General features: G+C 46.9%; 11 protein-coding genes. 6 read left to right on the forward strand and 5 right to left on the reverse strand.

Features of this window, described 5'->3' with window-relative positions; translation table 11 throughout:
* Positions 1–57: 57 nt before the first annotated feature.
* Entirely contained in the window at positions 58–831 is a 774-nt protein-coding gene (locus tag NSQ91_RS06805) for an SDR family NAD(P)-dependent oxidoreductase (protein ID WP_036675873.1), read from the forward strand.
* A 498-nt stretch (positions 832–1,329) separates the two neighbouring features.
* Positions 1,330–1,689 carry a hypothetical protein gene (locus NSQ91_RS06810; RefSeq protein WP_036675871.1) on the forward strand — a complete coding sequence of 120 codons (360 nt, stop codon included), beginning with the start codon at positions 1,330–1,332 and terminating at the stop codon, positions 1,687–1,689.
* A gap of 64 nt (positions 1,690–1,753) precedes the next feature.
* Here the strand turns inward: NSQ91_RS06810 and nrdF are convergent, their stop codons facing one another.
* The 5 genes from nrdF to NSQ91_RS06835 all read right to left on the reverse strand — a co-directional run bounded on the left by nrdF (position 1,754) and on the right by NSQ91_RS06835 (position 9,089).
* On the reverse strand, positions 1,754–2,713 hold the full coding sequence (gene nrdF, locus NSQ91_RS06815; RefSeq protein ID WP_076099522.1) for a class 1b ribonucleoside-diphosphate reductase subunit beta: 960 nt from the start codon (positions 2,711–2,713) through the stop codon (positions 1,754–1,756).
* Between the two features lie 38 nt (positions 2,714–2,751).
* Entirely contained in the window at positions 2,752–4,836 is a 2,085-nt protein-coding gene (nrdE, locus tag NSQ91_RS06820; protein ID WP_036675863.1) for a class 1b ribonucleoside-diphosphate reductase subunit alpha, read from the reverse strand.
* Positions 4,823–5,182 carry a class Ib ribonucleoside-diphosphate reductase assembly flavoprotein NrdI gene (gene nrdI / locus NSQ91_RS06825; RefSeq protein ID WP_036675861.1) on the reverse strand — a complete coding sequence of 120 codons (360 nt, stop codon included), beginning with the start codon at positions 5,180–5,182 and terminating at the stop codon, positions 4,823–4,825. Before nrdI ends, nrdE begins: the two co-directional genes overlap by 14 nt.
* 403 nt (positions 5,183–5,585) lie before the next feature.
* On the reverse strand, positions 5,586–7,235 hold the full coding sequence (locus tag NSQ91_RS06830) for a helix-turn-helix domain-containing protein (RefSeq protein ID WP_076185377.1): 1,650 nt from the start codon (positions 7,233–7,235) through the stop codon (positions 5,586–5,588).
* A gap of 30 nt (positions 7,236–7,265) precedes the next feature.
* A complete protein-coding gene (locus NSQ91_RS06835) occupies positions 7,266–9,089 on the reverse strand; it encodes a sensor histidine kinase (protein ID WP_081383302.1) in 1,824 nt (607 codons plus the stop codon).
* Between the two features lie 227 nt (positions 9,090–9,316).
* Here NSQ91_RS06835 and NSQ91_RS06840 point away from each other — a divergent pair, with 227 nt between their 5' ends.
* The 4 genes from NSQ91_RS06840 to NSQ91_RS06855 all read left to right on the forward strand — a co-directional run bounded on the left by NSQ91_RS06840 (position 9,317) and on the right by NSQ91_RS06855 (position 19,389).
* Complete coding sequence (locus NSQ91_RS06840; protein ID WP_036675860.1) at positions 9,317–10,660, forward strand: ABC transporter substrate-binding protein; 1,344 nt, start codon at positions 9,317–9,319, stop codon at positions 10,658–10,660.
* A 99-nt stretch (positions 10,661–10,759) separates the two neighbouring features.
* The gene (locus NSQ91_RS06845) at positions 10,760–11,698 is read left to right on the forward strand and encodes a carbohydrate ABC transporter permease (RefSeq protein WP_036675858.1); all 939 of its coding nucleotides are present in this window, start codon (positions 10,760–10,762) and stop codon (positions 11,696–11,698) included.
* Positions 11,699–11,713: 15 nt separating this feature from the next.
* On the forward strand, positions 11,714–12,553 hold the full coding sequence (locus NSQ91_RS06850) for a carbohydrate ABC transporter permease (RefSeq protein ID WP_081383301.1): 840 nt from the start codon (positions 11,714–11,716) through the stop codon (positions 12,551–12,553).
* A 149-nt stretch (positions 12,554–12,702) separates the two neighbouring features.
* Complete coding sequence (locus NSQ91_RS06855) at positions 12,703–19,389, forward strand: S-layer homology domain-containing protein (protein ID WP_143763959.1); 6,687 nt, start codon at positions 12,703–12,705, stop codon at positions 19,387–19,389.
* Positions 19,390–19,411 lie beyond the last annotated feature (22 nt).

Consider the following 19,411-nt stretch of genomic DNA (forward strand, 5'->3'; position numbering starts at 1 on the left):
GGGTCTATGAGGTTCAAATCCTCTTCCTGAAAAAGACATAAGAAAGTGGTGCGCATAATGAGTAGCAACAGATTTGAAAACAAAGTAGTTATTATTACGGGTGCTGGTACCGGAATCGGAAAAGCTACAGCATTGAGAGTAGCAAGAGAGGGTGGTACTGTAGTAGTTGCCAATCGATCAGATGCTGGCGCTAACACAGTCGAAGAAATCAAAGCTTTAGGTGGAGAAGCGCTGTTTGTGCGGTCAGACGTTTCAGTTGAAGCAGACTGCAAAAATATCGTAGATCAAACCTTAGCAGCTTATGGAAAGATTGATTGCCTTTATAATAACTCAGCAATTACAGGAGATAATGCGGATGTTACAGAATATGATCCGATATTGTTTCAAAAGGTGATTCAGACAAATCTTAATGGCCAATTCTACATGTTGCATTATGCATTACCACATATGAAATCCGGTGCTTCCGTTCTAAACTGTTCCTCCTTGCATGGTATTTTTATTGGGATGGCAAATGATGCAGCTTATTCAGCAAGTAAACACGCCATTGTGGGCATGACTAAATCGGTTGCTAAAGAAGTGGGTCACCGTAATATCAGAGTAAATGCTATTTGCCCTGGTCCTATTCCTACACCAACCATGAACAGATACGAAAAGCTGTTGTCTGATGATGTAGAGATGCTTCAATCTCTTATCGCTTCTGGAACGGCTTTGGGCAGATATGGTACGCCTGAGGAAGTAGCTGCTTTTGCATGTTTCCTTCTAAGTGATGAGGCTTCATTTATTACAGGTACAGCACATGTGATTGACGGGGGCTACTCCGCAACTAAGTAATTAGACGGATTAATTTACTTATATAAGCATCTAGTATTGAAGGCTTTGCGGCGTATTCCTGTTCGAATATCCTGTAGGATGAATGGACTGGAGTTGGAAGGCGCACGCAGAGCCTTTTTTAGTTGTTTCTAAACGATAACGGAATTACACAATTGTGTATGAAATTAAGGCAAATATAACCATGAATATGTTGGAATTTGTAGAAATTTGTATTTTAATATAAATAAAAAAAGAAATTTGTCGATAATAATATAGGTAATAGGTATGAGTTAAAATATATTAGAAAGGATGTTGCAATAAAACGATACAGGAAATAGATGTCATTAACTATTGATTGTAACGATATGGCATCATTTAAACAAGGCAGTTTGTTCCAAACCCAGTTGCCAAAAGTAGAAGTTACTGAAAAGCCTGGGCAGAAATTTTTTGTCTGTTGGAGTTACATACATTACTTTCTATTATTAAAAAATAACTATTAAAACTTGGAGGAATACAATTATGTCATACACAATTAAGTACAACAAAAGTGAAAACCACATCGATGTAGTATCTATCGATTTTTCTGCTGAGGATGTTCCAGGATACTTGAAAGATTTTGAGAATATCATGAAGCTTGTTAGTCCTAAATTTACGGGTACAACTGATGTAACTGAATCTGCAAGTGTACTTTCCCCTGAAGTTGCAGCAATGTTGGCTCCAACAGGTGAGATGGCGAAAGCAGCTGGCCAAGCAGGATGGGCTTATGTAACTAAAAACCCAATTTGGAAAATGCAATTGAAACGTATTTTTGGCAGAGATTTTGCTGATGCTTACGATACCTATGAAGAAGCTAGAACAGTACTGAAAAAATTGCAATAATCTAATAAATAGAGTTAGCAAAAAGTGCGGAGAGTTTTCTCCGCACTTTTTGTTTTATCTATATTTAAAATTGAAAATCTTCATCCTTCAGTGGCTCCACATTAAGCGCCCGGACATATCCGTTGCCTTTCTTCGAGAAGAAGTCATGCTGCTTGGTGTGGGTGCTGATCCCGTTCTGTACAATCGGGTTGATCTCTTCCTCGTCAAATAGCGGATCATGGCCCAGATTCATCATCGCTTTATTGGCATTGTATCTTAGGAAAGTCTTAACCTCGTCCACCAATCCGATAGGGGCATAGATCTGCTCGGTATAACGCTCTTCATTCTCATGCAGCAGTCGAAGCAATTCTACCAGCGTATGGTGAAGTTCGCGTTGCTCGTCTTCTGGGAGCCCGTCAAAGATCTCCTGTGCCAGCACACCGACATATACCCCATGGATGCTCTCATCCCGTAGAATAAGGTCGATGATCTCACCGCTGCAAGTCATTTTGCCCTGCCCAGCCAGATATAGGGGATAGAAGAAACCACTGTAGAACAAGTAGCTCTCGAGCAGCACGGAGGCTGCCATGGCGAGGTACAGGTCTTTTGGTGAGTCTATGTTTTTGTAATATTGTGAGATAGTCTCCGCTTTGAACTGGAGGAAGGGATTCTCTTCTACCCAGCGGAATACACTGTCGATCTCCTCTGTAGAGGACAAAGTGGTGAAAATACTGCTGTACGATTTGGCGTGAATTTGTTCCATCATACCCATGAAGCCCAGTACGGCTTTGCGTTGAAGGCCTTCGACATGTTCCATAATCTGTGGCATTCCGACTCCGCCTTGAATCGTATCCAGCAGTGTCAGGCCGCCCAGCACCTTCATATAGGAGTCCTTTTCTTGCTCACTGAGCGTGAGCCAGGACATTTTATCATCGGATAATGGAATTTCATCGTCCGTCCAGAATTGCATAATGTTCTGATTCCAGAACATCAATGAGAAATCGTCGTCGGGACGGTTCCAGTTAACGGCTTGGATAGCGGTCATAATATTGCAATCTCCTTTTCTGCGGCTATAGCCTTCCTTTAGATCGAGCAGGTGAGGCATTCCTCGACGGACAGCTTTTTGGTCCGGGTGTAATACAGCGACTTCAAGCCTTTATGCGCCGCATACAGGTAGGAGCGGGCCAGTTCTCTGGTGGAAACATCACTGTTAACATGCAGAACGGTCGAGATACCCTGGTCGATATGGGGCTGAATTTCCGCGATCAGATCGATTACCTTGAACTGGTCCATCTGGTAAGCCGATTTATAGAAAAACACATTGTCCGGCCGCAGGTACGGCATCGGATAATAAGTAGTTGAATTAGCATAAGTCCGAGTCTCAATCTGCTCAACAATCGGCATAACGCTTGAAGTGGCGTTTTGGATATAGGAAATGCTGGCCGTTGGCGCAATCGCCAAACGGTAAGCATGGTATAGGCCATTTGCTTTTACCGCATCCCGCAATTGTTCCCAGTCTGCTGGGGATGGGATATAAATATCTCCGAATAACTCTTGTACCCTTGGGGTAACCGGGCGGTAATCAGTAGTCAGGTAACGCTCAAAATAAGCTCCCGTAGCATAATCAGAAGCCTCAAATCCATGGAAAGATCGGCCCGTGGCGGCAGCGATTTCCATGCTTTTCTCTAGCGAGTGGAAATTCATAGTCATAAAGAAGGTCCGGGCAAAATCGCGGGCCTGCTCGCTTTCATAAGCAATGTTGTTCTTAGCCAGATAGCCGTGCAGATTCATGACGCCAAGACCGACAGAGTGCATTTCCTTGTTTGCTTTGGCTACGCCTGGGGCATTGGAAATACTGGTCATATCGCTAACAGCGGTCAGGGCGATCATGCCCTCATGTACGGATTCACGGATTTTGCCATGTTCCATCACGTTAACAATATTCAAGGAAGCCAGATTGCAGCTTACATCGCGGCGGATTGTACTCTCCTGTCCGTAGTCGGCAATCTCTGAGGTCTCCTGCAGCTGAAAGATTTCAGTACAAAGGTTGGACATTTTGATCTGTCCGACGTTTTTCAGGGCATGGGCCGCATTGGCATTGCTCTTGTTCATGATATATGGATAGCCAGATTCCAGCTGGATCATGGCAATTTTGGTCAGCATATCCCGTGCGCTCATAGCTTTCTTCTTTTTGACACGTGGATCGGCCAGCAGCTTATCATACATGTCATCCAGATCCATATCGTCGAGATGCGTGCCGTAGGCTTTGTACACACTGTAAGGAGCAAATACATGCAGCGCTTCATTGTCCTTCGCCAGCTTATAGAAGCGGTTTGGAATAATCAGGCCGATGGACAGGGTTTTGAGTCTTGTTTTTTCGTCGGCGTTGATCTTCTTGCTGTCGAGGAATTCCAGAACGTCCCAGCCAAAAATGTTGTAATAGGCTGCTCCTGATCCTTTACGTTGACCCATCTGATCTGCATAGGAGAAGCCGTCTTCCATCAGCTTGAGTACAGGTATAATTCCCTTCGCAGCATCCTCAACACCCTTGATAGTTTCACCACGGGAGCGTAGCTTGGATAGGTTAACGGCCACACCGCCACCGATCTTCGACAACTGCATGCAGGTATTCAGCACATAGTTGATGGAATTGAGCGAGTCGTCCATTTCGATTAGGAAGCAGGAGACGAGCTCACCACGCCGGCTCTTACCGGCATTTAAGAAGGTTGGTGTCGCAGGTTGCAGGCGCTGTTCCATCATCGAACGGGCAAGTACCCCCGCAGTATCGGCATTGCCGCGTCCCAGGTGAAGGGCGACTGCCGCCACACGGTCCGGGTAATGCTCCAGATATTGTTTGCGGTCATTGGTTTTTACAGCGTAATCCGTGTAGAATTTCGAAGCTGCCATATAAGATGGAAAACTGAAGTTGTAGGCGTGGGTAATCTGGTAGACTTCTTCAATTTCCGCCGTGCTGTACTGTTCGTAAAAATTCTCGTAGAAATCCTGTTCAATCATATAATCAACCTTGGCTTTTGTATTCGCAAAAACCAGACTCCGCCGCTCTACATCCCGCATAAATTCGGCTACTGCCTCAAGATCTTTGTCTAGCTGAAAGAAGCCACTTTCGTCTCTCTTCATCAACATGTTGTTTAATTCAATATGCCGCAACCCGGCTCACCTCCTGTTTAATCCGTTCTACATCGCCAAATGTACCCGATAACTCAAATTTACCGATAACGGGCACGTTATACCGATCTGCAATCAAGTCCGCGCTGTGCGCGAACAGCTCGCCCCAGTTCTTATTGCCGCTGGCGGCGATGCCCTTCAGATTGGCATTATTGTTCTTCAAGAAAGTAGACACCTTTTCTGGAATCTGTCCAAAGCCGGTGGTATATGTAATAAGCACATAGGGCTCATCAATCGTCATATGCTCCTCAATCTGCACAGCCGGCAACTTAAGTTTGCTGATGAAGCGTCTGACATTTCCTGTTTTTGAATCATACGCGACTAGCATGGTGTCTGTCCCCCTGTAAATATTAAAAACTATTGAAAATAGTATGAAAACTGAATGGATAAGCTATAAATACTGAAAAATCGTATCTATACTATATTTAGTGTGCGTTGTTTATTTTAATTACTATATGTTGAAAAGTCAATATGGGAACAGCAGTCTTAATAGCTGGGAAAGTGTCTCGTAAGCGGTTTTTTGGTAGACTTTTAGGGCAGAAAGACCGGAGTATTAGCATTTTGCTAGTTTAAAAATAAAAATAAAAAAATTGCAGGAATAAGGGTGATACTTAGGGATGCTGCTGAGGGTGATGGCAAGCCAATAAATCTGCAAGGAACAGAGCCTGCTCCTTGCAGATTTATTGGCTTTATTTTTGCGAAGTGGGATTATTCTTAATAATCTCTTGATCTCAAGAACGGTTGTTCACTCCGAGGCTTCGGTCAGATGGTGAATCTGCTTTAAGTTGCTGCATGTATTCCCTGGGGGAAATTCCGGTTACCTTTTTGAAAACTTTACTGAAATAGAAGGCACTCTCATATCCCAGCTTCTGTGAGATTTCGTAGATGCGACCTTCCCCACGTGCCATCATTTCTTTGGCTGTCGTGATTTTGATCTCCGTGATATATTCCACATAGTTGACCTTGGCAACCTTGGAGAAAAGGTGGCTTAGATAGTTGGGACTGAAATTGAAGACATCAGCCACTTGATTGAGCGAGAGCTTAGTTCCGAGATTTCGTTTAATATACTCTTGGACATTTTTGACGAGCTGCTCCTTGTAGCTTTGTCTGCGGGTAGAGAGGATGTCTGAGCAACCGTCCCGGAACTGGATCAGCCAGCCAGCGATCTCTTCAATCGTATGCATCTGGTAGATAGCCCGGTAGCCCTCCGGTTCATTTTCGAAAATTTGTTCCACAATGTTCTCACCGTCTGCGAGCAGTGAAGTGGCCATGTACAGAATGTTGCAGGCGGCATCAGTGGCGGGAACCAGCAGGTCGGCCCGGCCGTCGAAGATTTCGATCATTTTGGAGATAATGGCGTATAAAGCTTGGGTATCCATTTCTTCAAAAGCACGGCGGATCTCTGTACGCAATTCGGAGAAATCAAACAACAGATGATCCTGCTCCAGCGACTCTCCTTCGGCAAAAAACACAAACGACTGTGCTTTAACCGCAGCAGGAAGCGCTTTTCGCGCAGCGAGGTAGCTTTCCCGCAGCAAATAAGGATCCTCGACCGCAAAGCCGATCGCGCCGATGATCCTTACATTGAAGTAGTTATGGAGTATGGAGGCCATATGGGTCAATAGCATTTCAATCTCAGGCATCCATTGCCGTGAATCCGTCCCGTTGACGGGCAGGGTTACAGCAAAATTGCGCAAGTCCAGACTGCTCACATAACAAGGTCTTATGGAAGTAAGCGTATCTTTGGCCATTTGGACGGTACTTGAACACAGGGCAACCATTTTATCGCCGCGGGGCGGGACACTGTCTGGCCCCAAAATACGGCAAGTGCAGACTAGATAAGCAGGTTCCTTGAGCTCAAGGTTTAAATCATCTCTCTGCAAAAGGTACTGGTTTTTATTTGCGAATAAGTTATTGAACAGGCGGATGAAAAATTTATCGCGTTGAGCTTGTAGATTGCCTCTATGAGCAAGCATGGGATAGCTGTCTAGGGTTTGAAAAGCCTCCAACTGGGAAATTGCTTTCCGAATGGAGGCATCAAGTGCCTCTGGTGTCAGTTCTAGCTTCACTAGATAATCTGTGGCTTGCACTTCAATCGCTCCACGCGCGTATTCGAATTCCTCGTAGCTTGTTAAGATGATGAACAGCGGAAGCCGGCCGTGTTTTTTGCGTACCGCATTGGCAACTTCTAAGCCGCTTTTAATTGGCATTTTTATATCGCTGATTACGATGTCAGGACGAAGGGTGTCAATCATTTCTTCCTCTTGAGCCCCGTTGTGTGCAATGCCGACAATTTCTATATTATATTGCTCCCACTTCAGCATGGACTGCAAGCCGATACAGACCAGCGCCTCGTCATCAGCAATTAACAACTTGATCAATTCCATCACATCCTTGCTTGATATGCTACTCTATTCCTTTTGCAGGAACGGCAGAAGAATCTTCATCCGGGTATATTGGCCCGACTCACTCTCAATCGAAAGACCGTAATTATCCCCAAATGCCAGGCGCAAACGTTCATTTACGCTGCGGAGTCCAATATTCTCGGGCATTTCTTTGCTTCCATTACCTGGATTCGACAGAATCGTGGAGATTTCTTCTTCCTTCATCCCTATACCGTTGTCTTCAATCGTAACTAGAATATCGGCGAATCCACTTTTGGCCACCTTAATGAGAATTTCTCCTCTGCCTTTGGGCTCAATGCCATGGAAGATGGCGTTCTCGACCAGGGGCTGGAGCGTGAATCGTGGAATTAGGCCGGTTAGCAGTTCCTCGTTGTCAATCTCCTTTACCATAGAGACCGTACTGCCATAGCGATATTTCTGAATTAGAAAATAATCATCCAGCAGGCTCAGCTCATCTTTCAACGGCATTAGTCTACGGTTGTCTTTGGCGATGCTGCGCAGCAGTCTGGATAGTGAAGTGGTCATTTCCGCGATGCCGGTAGCATTCTGAATTGTAGCCATCCATTTGATCGAATTCAGTGTGTTGTACAGGAAATGGGGATTGATCTGACTCTGCAGCATCCGGTATTCCAGCTCCTGCTTCTGTTTCTCGTCAGCGAGCCGGCTGTCCATAAGCGCTACGATATCTTGGGACAGGCGGTTAATGCCCCGGCCGACATCGCCAAGCTCGCTGTTCCATTCGATATTGCGGTCCAGCAGGAAATTGCCCTGGGCGATCTTATCAATCCGCTTCTTCAGTTTTTCCACCGGAAGACTGATGGTACGGGTCAGATACAGCGTAATGATAGCGCTTAAGACAATAACCAGGAGACAGACGCCGAGCATAACCAGAATCCATATATTTGTCTTGGGAGCGAACAGGTCATTGGATAAAGTCTGTGACAGAATGACTCCGCTGCGTACGGGATAAGATACCACGATATGGCTCTCTTTCTCGTCCTCGAGCTTGACCATGGATAGCTCAGTTTGCGGACCGACAGGTTTATCATTGGTATAGGCCACCGGTTCATACGGCTCTGCAATGGCGATGACCTGGTCGCCGATGAGCTGATAATGATGATTGCCGAGCGTCAGCAGCAGCCGGGAATTCTTCGGCAGGGAGTACCCTTTCAGCTTGTCGGTAATAACAGTGGTATTCGCTAACAGGTACACTGTTCCAACGCGGGAAGCTCCTTTGCCGTAAATAGGAAAAACAAAAGGAATTCCGTTCGTGTTGGAGAGCGGGTCCTTGATCACCCGGTCCCATTTCTCCTCGGCATCATTGCTAAGGCCGGTAATTTGACCGATATTGTGTATGGTAAGCGGAACAGAGGTGCCGGTTTTATCCACCTGCAGAAACTTTCCGTTGCTATCCGTAACAATCAGACGGCGGGCATAGCTGTTGGAGCGGTTGTTCAGGAAGTCCTGCTGCATCGAGTTGAATACATTAACTGCTTCCTTAGAGCTAGCCTTAGGTGAGCTGAAGTAGTCTGTAATCAGGGTATTAGTAGAAGAGTTAGTGCTGCAAGTCATCGCCAGCGATGACAGATCAATTAAATCCTGTTCAATAATATGGGATACCAGCTGCAGATTGAATTCGGTCGCCTGGATGGTTGTTTTACGCTGATAATAAGTAATTAATTCATAGCTAAAAAAAGACAACAGCGACGCTATCAGCAGTGCGAATACGGCCATGAGCAGAATAATGCGACTTTTAATGGTGGATTTTCTTACCGTATTTAACACTCCTCTACAAAATGTGAAAACATATAAAGCGTTTTCATATACCATAGCATATTCCTGCGTTCCGATACAGGGGGAGGTACATAAGCTGAATATTTTACATGTTTTAGATAGAAAATTACAGGTTTGAACCGGAGCAGGGAAGAAGAACACAGAAAAGTGAATGAACTTTGTTTGATAATGCATGCCATTCTTGCGAAAAAAGCTATAAACTTTGAACTAAGCTCAGAAGAGCCGATCGTAGTTACACAATCAGAAGAAAAGGGGATATTTAAATGAAACTGAAAAGATTCTATGGCATAACCCTCGCCACAGTATTCTCCATGAGTCTGTTGGCTGGATGTTCTGGTAATAACAACAACGAAGGTGCTGCTGCAACGACAGCTCCAGCAACGGGGAATTCTGCAAACGCTTCCGCTGAACCGAGCCAGGAGCCTGTGACTTTGAAATGGGCCTTGTGGGATTGGGAAGCTACCGCTTACTACAAGCCGCTAATCGATGCCTATAAAGCTGAGCATCCGAATGTAACGATCGAATATGTCGATCTGGGGTCGACGGACTATATGACCATGTTAAGCACACAACTATCCGGTGGCGCAGATCTGGACGTACTTACAATTAAAGATATTCCGGGCTACTCGAACCTTGTGAAACAGAATCACCTGGAGCCGCTTAAAAGCTTTATGAGTGGCAACGCTATTGATCCTTCGGTATATGGAGGTACTGTAGAACAAATCGAAGTGAACGATGAGGTGTATGCGCTTCCTTTCCGCAGCGATTTCTGGATTCTCTACTACAATAAAGATTTGTTCGACAAAGCAGGAGTGGAATATCCAAGCAATGATATGACATTCGAGCAATATGATGAGTTGGCCAGAAAAATGACTTCCGGCAGCGGTTCTGAAAAAGTGTACGGAGCTCACTACCATACTTGGCGTAGTGCGGTTCAACTGTTCGGTATTCTGGACGGCAAGAACACTGTTGTTGACGGAAACTACGATTTCTTGAAACCAACCTATGAGCGGATCCTGAAAGAACAGGAAGACGGCATCGTAATGGATTACGCCACACTGAAGACTTCAAGTACGCACTATTCTGGCGTATTCTACAATAATTCCGTTGCTACTATGAACATGGGCAGCTGGTTTATCGCTACACAAATTGAGAAAGTGAAGAGTGGCGAGTCCCAATCGGCTAACTGGGGCATTGCGAAATACCCTCATCCGGATGGTGTGGAAGCCGGTACAACCCTGGGTACAATTACTTCCCTAGCTGTAAATCAGAAATCCAAACATAAAGAAGCAGCACTTGATTTCATGAAATTCGTGACTGGTGAAGAAGGCGCTAAAGTCATTGCTTCCACCGGAACCATTCCAGCGATTAAGAATGATGAAGTTATCAATTCCATTACTTCCATCGAGGGCTTCCCTACGGATGAGAACAGCAAAGCGGCACTGACTACTGTTAAGACTTATCTGGAAATGCCTATGCATGAAAAGAGCGCAGACATCGAAGTTATTTTGAATGAAGCGCATGACAATATTATGACTAAAAATGCTTCGATTGACGAAGGTTTGGATGATATGAATGCTCGCGTACAGCAGCTCTTGAATAATTAACCTTAAGAGAGCCGGTTCTAAGGGCGGGTGAAAGCCCGCCTTTTATATTAAAAAGTATAGATTTGTGGGGAAAGTTTTAGAAGGTTTGGAGGAGAAAGAATGCAGAACGAAACCATATTGGGTACAAAAAAGATCCCTAAACGTCATTTGTCAAAAGGTGTCCGGGAAAACCTGGTAGCTTACAGCTTCATTGCGCCGAACTTTATCGGATTTGCCCTGTTTACACTGGTACCTATGTTTTTTGCCTTTATCCTTGCTTTTGTGAAATGGGACGGGGCCAATCCAATGAAGTTTATCGGGCTGGACAATTTCACCCGGTTGATCAGAGATACAACATTTCACAAAGCATTATGGAATACCATTGTTTACACTATTGGCGTAGTACCGTTCACCATGATTGTCGCGCTGGCGCTGGCGATTCTGCTTAATCAGAAGATAATGGCCCGCAATTTCATGAGAACCGTATTCTTTTTCCCTTATGTAGCATCCCTGGTAGCCGTTGCTGCCGTATGGAACTTTATCTTCAGTCCTACGATGGGTCCGATCAACAATATCCTGCATACCCTTACCGGTATCCCGCTGGAGGATCTTCCCCGCTGGGCAGCGGATAAACACTGGGCGATGTTCACAGTAATACTGTTTACAGTGTGGAAAAACATGGGTTATTACATGGTTATTTACTTGGCAGGTCTTCAGGGCATCAACCCTGAATTGTATGAGGCTGCTGAACTTGATGGTGCGGGCGCGTGGAGAAGATTCCGCAATGTGACGGTCCCTCAACTGGCGCCTACCTCTTTCTTTGTTCTGATGATTCTAGTCATCAATTCGTTCAAAGTCTACGATATCTTTATCAACCTATTTGCCGGCGCCGATAACCAGTTGAATGATTCTACAAGGGTTATGGTGTATCAAATCTACAATACGGCGTTCCGCTCGCTTGATTACGGATATGCCAGCGCCATGGCCATTGTATTGTTTCTGCTGGTACTTGGCATCACCATCGTCCAGTTCCGCGGCGAGAAGAAATACGGACAATAGGAGGATTCAAAAGATATGGTTGGTAAAAGTAAAGGACTTCGAATCAGCATTATGGTTCTTGTGTATATTTTGTTGTTTGCGACAGTACTGGCGATGCTGGTTCCGTATATATGGATGTTGTCTTCTTCACTCAAGATGAACAAAGATGTGTTTTCCTTCCCAATGCAGTGGATTCCACAGAATCCGCGCTGGGAGAATTTCGCGGATATCTGGACACGCATTCCGCTGGGCCGTTTTATTTACAATACGGCGAAACTATCGATTATCGTAACGATTCTACAACTACTGACTTCCAGCTTTGCTGCGTACGCGTTCTCCAAACTGCATTTCCGGGGAAAAAACATTCTATTCCTTGGATATATTGCAACGATTGCGATCCCTTGGCAGGCTTACATGGTGCCGCAATTTATCCTGATGCGTTACATGGGACTTAACAATACGCATTTGGCAATCATACTGCTGCAGGCATTCTCGGCATTTGGAGTATTTCTGATGCGCCAGTTCTATCAAGGTGTTCCGGATGAATTATGCGAAGCTGCCCGTATTGACGGCTTGAGCGAATATGGAATTTGGGCGCGAATCATGCTGCCGCTGTCCAAGCCAGCCTTGTCTACATTGACGATCTTCACCTTCGTCGCCACCTGGAATGACTTCCTGGGGCCAATGATTTATCTGACAGATACGAAACTCAAGACTATCCAAATCGGACTAAGAATGTTCATCTCGCAATATTCCGCCGAATATGGCCTGATTATGGCCGCGAGTGTGGTGTCCATTATTCCGGTTGTAATTGTTTTCCTGGCTCTGCAAAAGTACTTTGTACAAGGTGTTGCAGCATCGGGCATTAAGGGCTAGAACCGTATTTGACCTGGCAGTTGCATGCTTCATAGGCTGCCAGGTTTTTTTATAAGTCAAAGGGATCTGTATAACTCTAGTAATTATTCATTTAACAATAAAATGAATACGCTTTCTTTTATTATTGGCCATCAAAGGAGGAGAAGAGAATGAACAGAAAGCACTTTCGAAAAAGGCTTTTCTCAATAACGATGACTACTGCGCTCGTAGTTGGGATGTTTCCGGCATTCACTCTGCCTGCAGCCTCTGCTGCTACCGTAAATTCTATCTACGCTGCCGCCCATATGGGGGCTACAACAATTGCAGATACTACGCTGCCAGCTAGCATTGATATCGGAGGCCAGAGCACAGCTGTGAACTGGAATATTGGAGCAGATACCTTTGCCGTGCCATACGATGCCGTGAACGTCAGCGGTACAGCAAACGGGGGGCCGGTCGTTGCCAGTGTGGAAGTTATTCCGCCCGCAAGTAATCCGTTGGTTTACTTTGTGGATAGCGGCAGAGGGGGCGATTCCGTAGGCAACGGGCCTACTTCCTCGCCGCTGTACGAAGCGGTGCGCGCGCTGAGCGACAGCGATTTGCTCAACCAGTCACCCGACCAGAAGTATATCAGCGGTACGGCGGACTGGGGATTTGATGATTCCGTAAACAAGGTCAAGAATTCCAAAGACGGGGGACTTACCGATCCAGCCACCGATCCGTCCCTATGGACTGTCGGACTTCGTGCCGACCCTGCCAGCAATCATATCGTGTATAAATTAAAAGCGCTTGAAGCTGGAACCTATACGCTCAGCAGCGGTTTCCATGATTGGTACGGCAGCCGCTCCCGTGTAATACGTCCTCAGATCGAGTATAAGGATGCTAGCGGGGCAACCAAGAACATCTTGTTTGACCAGTTCAACACTAATGTGACTAAACTAATTTCCGGCGAATTCACCATTCCTGGAGACATTGACGTTAGTAGTCCAATGACGTTGACTTACGCCTATGTTGCTGACGAAAAACCTATTTTGAGCTGGTTCGCCGTTGCCAAGGGCGGAATCAAGAAACAGATCGAAGAGGCTACACAGAGCGCAGCTTCTATGGTCAAGGTTCTGCTTGACGGCAACGATATCCAAGCTGACAATGTCAACGGCCTCACATTCAAGGGATTTGGCGTACTAAGCGCTAACAGCACCAGTGCGCTTTTGCTGGACTATAAGTCAGAGCATCCAGAGGCTTATGCAGAAATGCTACAGATCTTGTTCGGTGGAGAACATCCGCTCATGACGCATGTGAAAATCGAGATGGGCAATGACCGCAATAACTCCACGGGACCTGACCCGGCGACTATGCGTACGGCCGATGAAGAGGCAAATGTTACCCGGCATCCCGGCTTCCAGCTTGCCGCAGATGCCAAGGCAGTGAACCCTGATCTTAAAGTGAGTATCCTGCGATGGAGTGCTCCGGCCTGGGCGAATAACAACGACAAAATCTATACCTGGTACAAAAAAACCATTCTGGCTGCTTATCGTGAATACGGTTATATGGCCGATTACGTTAATCCTTATATCAACGAGCACGCTCCAGATTTGGCGTGGACCAAACAGTATGCTGAGAGAGTCAAGACTGACAGCGAAGGCTTCAACAGCACCGAAGAGCGGGAACTGTACAACCGGATCAAGTCTGTGATATCCGATGAAGTCGGGATTGGCAGCTTCGGTGCCAGTATGGTGAGTGATCCTTCTCTGCGGGAAGCCGTGCCGATCGCTGGATACCACTACAACACGGACGACGACAGCGCAGGCAATTTCAAAAAACTTGCAGAACAATATGATATTGAGGTTTGGAACAGCGAGGCGCAGTCTACCTTCAGTAATTCCTCTTTCCGTCCCAACAACAATATGAAAGATCCTACAGTGGCAGGAACAGGAATTGGTGGTGTCGGCAGTCCGCTGGAGATGAGTAACACGATTATTAAAGGATTCGTTAACTCCCGCCGGACACACTTTATTTACCAGCCCGCCATTGGTTCCTTTTATGAAGGCGGACAATATTCCTTCAAGGAATTGGTCAGCATGCGCGATCCGTGGTCGGGATGGATTCATTATGATGCGGGTCTTGTCACTCTGCAGCATTACAGCTGGTTTGCGAATGTAGGCTGGGAGAACGAGGATAATACTGCTGGGATCTGGCGAGCGGTTCCTCAAGCCAGCTCTACAGGTGCGACAGGCACCAATCCGGTCAGCGGCCGCAACGGTTCCCCTAGCTATATAACCCTTGCAGCACCTGATAAAAAAGATTTCTCGACGGTTATCGTGAACGATAGCGAGTATTCCAAAATCTACAAGCTGCAGACAGTCAATATGGCTTATACGGGTAATCCATCCATGGAAGTATGGGAAACCCGTGCCGCTGATGCAGGAGAAGCGTTCAACAGCAATTATATGCAGTATCTCGGTGATGTCACTGCTGATGGCAGCGGGGTGTATACCGTTAAGGTTAAACCGTATTCGACCGTGACTGTGTCTACTTTGAAGAACAAGGACAAAGAAGAATATAATACACCGCTGCCTGTAGAAGGCGAGCGTACCGTACTGGATACTGATGCTACAGGAGCAGGACACAGTACTGGGGACAACATTCTGTACGCTGATGATTTTGACTATTCCAAGCAGACTGTTGTGAAGATTGGTGCAGGCGGTCAATCTGAGGGTACCCAGAGCTATATCGAATCCCGCGGCGGTTCCCAAAGCGTTATCCCGCGTTATACCCATGACCGCAACGGGGCATTTGAGGCCTATCTTCCGGACGGTTCAGACAATTATGTCCTGCGGCAGCAGCTGGACACGGGAACCATGGGGCTTGGCGGCACATGGAACAGCGGAGATCCCGTAACGGCCATCGGCGACAACCGGTGGATGAACTACAAGGCCAGTGTTGATGTTTCGTTCGAAACAAACAATACTCAGGGCGGAGCAAATTATGCTGCGATAGGCGCCCGTTATCAGGGAGGTGGCAGTTCCCACTCCATAACCGGTACACCGTATGTGCTGAAATTCTGGTTCGACGGCGGCTGGCAGCTGCTGGTCAACAATAGCGCAGTTGCGAGCGGAAATGCCGCGAACGGTTCCGGCGGCGTGAAGATCGACGGATTCGATACCGCATATGACGCATGGCATAATATTGCCGTTCAGGTTGCAGGCGATAAAGTGACTGCCTATCTGGATGGGGTGAAGCTGGCTTCCTATACCGATCCTACTCCTGAATTGTCCGGCCGGGTAGATCTGGCCAGCGGCTACTATCACGTCCGCTTCGATAATTTGAAGGTGGAGAAGGTTGAGGGCTACACGCCGTATTATTCAGAGCTTCTAGACAATCTTGAGATGTATGACCTGGCAGCTGCTCCGAACCCTAAACTGATATATACCGGGTCGTGGAGCCATATAAATGGAGCGGGCATGTACATTTACCAGCGTTCTCTTTCTACCAGCCAGGCTGTAGACGCTGCAATGGAATATACGTTTGAAGGCACCGGACTGGATATTCTAGGAGCGAATAACGGATCGGCGAAGCTTGAGGTAACGGTGGACGGAAAAGTTATTGTTCTATCGGCTGATACATTAGCTTCCAAGGAGCTGTACCAGACGTACGCACTCCGCGGGCTTAAATATGGCCAGCACCATGTGCAGATAAAGGTGGTAAGCGGCACCTTGGTTGTCGACGCGGTGGCGGTTGTTTCCGGGGAAGTAACCGGTTCTGTAGATACTGCTGCTCTTCAGGCGGCGGTAACAGCCGCGAAAGAAATGAACAAACAGGATGAATATTCGGACAGAGACTGGCAGCTCTTCGTAGATGCACAGAGCGATGCACAGGGAGCACTGGATAATCCTATTTTATACAAATTGGATCAGGAAGGAGTTACTCAGCTTGAAGCACGCCTGATCTCCGCCCAGAACCAGTTGACTACGGGAGATATACGGGAGCTTGTCGCTCCTCAGGATTTGGCTACTTATGCTGGAAAACTGCCGGATCTTCCAGACAAGGTGGAAGCCACTCGGGCAGACGGATCCAAATTGCTGGTATCAGTAAAGTGGAATGTAAATACGGCCAGCTTCAACAATCCGTATGAACGGGTAGCTGTAACCGGCACTTATGGAAATCTGAAAACAACTTGTTATGTGGAAGTGGTACCGGAGGGGCTCTTATACTTCCTCGATGCTGGTGTATCGATGGACGGTATCACGCCGCCGTATACGTTAATCAAGGATTTTGTAGGTGACAGCTTGCTTAATAACAAGGCGGATCAGCCTTCGACAGGCAATGGCGTATGGGGGCATACCAGTACTAAGTACCTCCTCAAGGGGCTTGGTGGCGCTGTAGTTCCTTCTGATAAAAGTCAGACAGGTGTTTATGGTTCGGATACAAAAAATAATCCACTTGTATACCTGCTCCCTTTGAACGCAGGCAAATATACGATTACGTCATTCCATCGGGACTGGTGGAACAACACCAACCGCACGATGGATATTACGCTCAGCTATATTGACGCTGAAGGGAAAGAAGTGACCAAACCGGTCCGAACCGGCCTCGTCGCAGGTCCTAATGGCGCTATGATTAACTATGACTTCTCGCTTCCGGTGAGCGGTAGTGTGAAATACTCAATAAACAATACGTATTCAGGCAATCAGGCTGCATTGATCAGCTATGTGGCTGTAGCTAGAGATAAAGCCAGCGTTGCTAATGAGCAGGCTGTAAATGAGGCTAAGAGTATCATAGAAGGTGCGGTATACAGCGTGCAGAAGGAAGCGGCAAACAGCGAAGAAGCTGTCCAGACTTGGCTGCTGCAGACGATAGGCGCTCTGCCCGGTCTCAATGATACCGGAGTTACGATCGGTGAGATTACCTTGTCTTCCTTCCAAGAAGCAACCGATGAGACTAACGGCAGCTTCAGCTTTACGGTATCACTGAGTAAGGGAGAGGCCACAGCGGACAGTTCGGTGAGCGGAACAATTAAGCTGCCGGAACCGGATACTGTTCAGCCTTTGATTACTCTGTTAGGTGATGCAATAGTGAATTTGCACATCGGTTCTGAATATACAGATGCAGGAGCGACTGCTTATGATGACAAGGATGGTGATATTACAGACCGTATAACTACAACAGTTAGCAGTGAAGTATACGGCTTGACTGCTCTCGATACAGCGAAAGCTGATATTTATACCTTCCATTATAATGTCAGCGATACTGCGGGCAATGAGGCTGAAGAAGTGACAAGAAAAGTAGTCGTTGCACTTGATCCGGATGTAATGAAGCCGGTGATTACACTGCTTGGTGAACCGTCCATTCAACTGGAAAATGGCGCAAGCTATATGGATGCCGGAGCCACAGCGGTAGATGACCGTGACGGCGACATTACGGAGCACATTGTAGCAACGATTACGAAGAATGAGGAGAATGTGCTGGCACTGGACACTAAGGCGGCAGGCATCTACACCTATCATTATAATGTGAGTGATGCGGCGGGCAACGCGGCTATCGAAGTGACTAGAACCGTGACAGTGGGCGAAGCAGAGCAACTTCCGGTAGTGACACCAACACCAACACCAACACCAACACCGACATCGACGCCGGAACCGGAGCCAACAACAGCACCAACATCTACGCCGGCACCAACGAAAGCACCAGTGTGGACGGTAGCACCGACACCAGCAGTCACCCCGTCCCCAACGCCAACACCGCTGCCGCAGACCGAAAAGGTTCTTGATCCAAAGGATTTCACGGCACCGGTTGGAGGAGTAATAACGGTTCAGCTTACTGAAGCTACAGAATCCGTGCTCCTTCCAGCAGGACTATCAGGAATCATCGGAGAGAACACTCTACGTCTGGCTTGGAGTAAGGTTGCTATCGATCTGACCCCAGAAGTGCTGATGAGCATTCAAGAAAAAGCTACTGGAGGTCAAACGGAGGGGGCGCAAATTAAGCTCTCAGCAGTGAAGGTATCCAGAGATGCTGTGGAACAGTTAATCAATAATCCGGCTGTTAATGGTTCCGTACATTTATCTGCGGCGAGTGATGTGATTAACTTCAGCTTGGAGGTTGTTGCTGCCAACGGCACTGCTGTAACGGTAACTGCTTTTGATAAACCGTTGACACTTACGTTCAACGTAGATCCGGATGCCAATATAAGCTTGCTCGGCAGCTACTATATTTCTGCAAATGGTGCGCTTGAATTCATGGGCGGAACGTTGACTAATGGTAAATGGACTGCTGAAATACGGCATTTCAGCCAGTATGCAGTCCTGGAATACGATAAGCTGTTCACAGATGTCAGCAGTGACAGCTGGGCCAGCAATGTGATTAAGACCATGGCTGCGAAGCATATTATTGAAGGCATTTCCAGTACGGAGTTTAATCCGCAAGGGGATGTAACTAGGGCACAATTCGCTGCTATGATTGCACGCGCGCTTGGGCTTAAGGCAGGAAGCCATGCAACATTTGGTGATGTGGATTCCAAAGCCTGGTATGCCGAAGCCGTGGCAGCTGTTAGCGGAACGGGTATCGTGCTCGGACGCAGTGCGGATTCGTTCGCCCCGGATCAGAGCATTACCCGCGAGGAAATGGCTGTGATGATCGTTCGTGCTTATGAATATTTGCAGGGAAGCGAGACCAATGAACCTGCTGTAGGATCGTTCAGTGATTATTCCCGGATTCATGACTGGGCGAAGAACGCAGCAAACATCGCCGAACAGGCGGGACTGATCAAGGGACGCGGCAATAAGCAATTCGCGCCACAAGAGACGATGACCCGTGCCGAAGGTGCGCAAGTTATCTCCAATCTGCTGGGATATTTGTAAGTAGCATTTCAAAGAACCTGGC

Source organism: Paenibacillus sp. FSL R7-0048 (assembly GCF_038004505.1).
Taxonomy (GTDB): domain Bacteria; phylum Bacillota; class Bacilli; order Paenibacillales; family Paenibacillaceae; genus Paenibacillus_AQ; species Paenibacillus_AQ odorifer.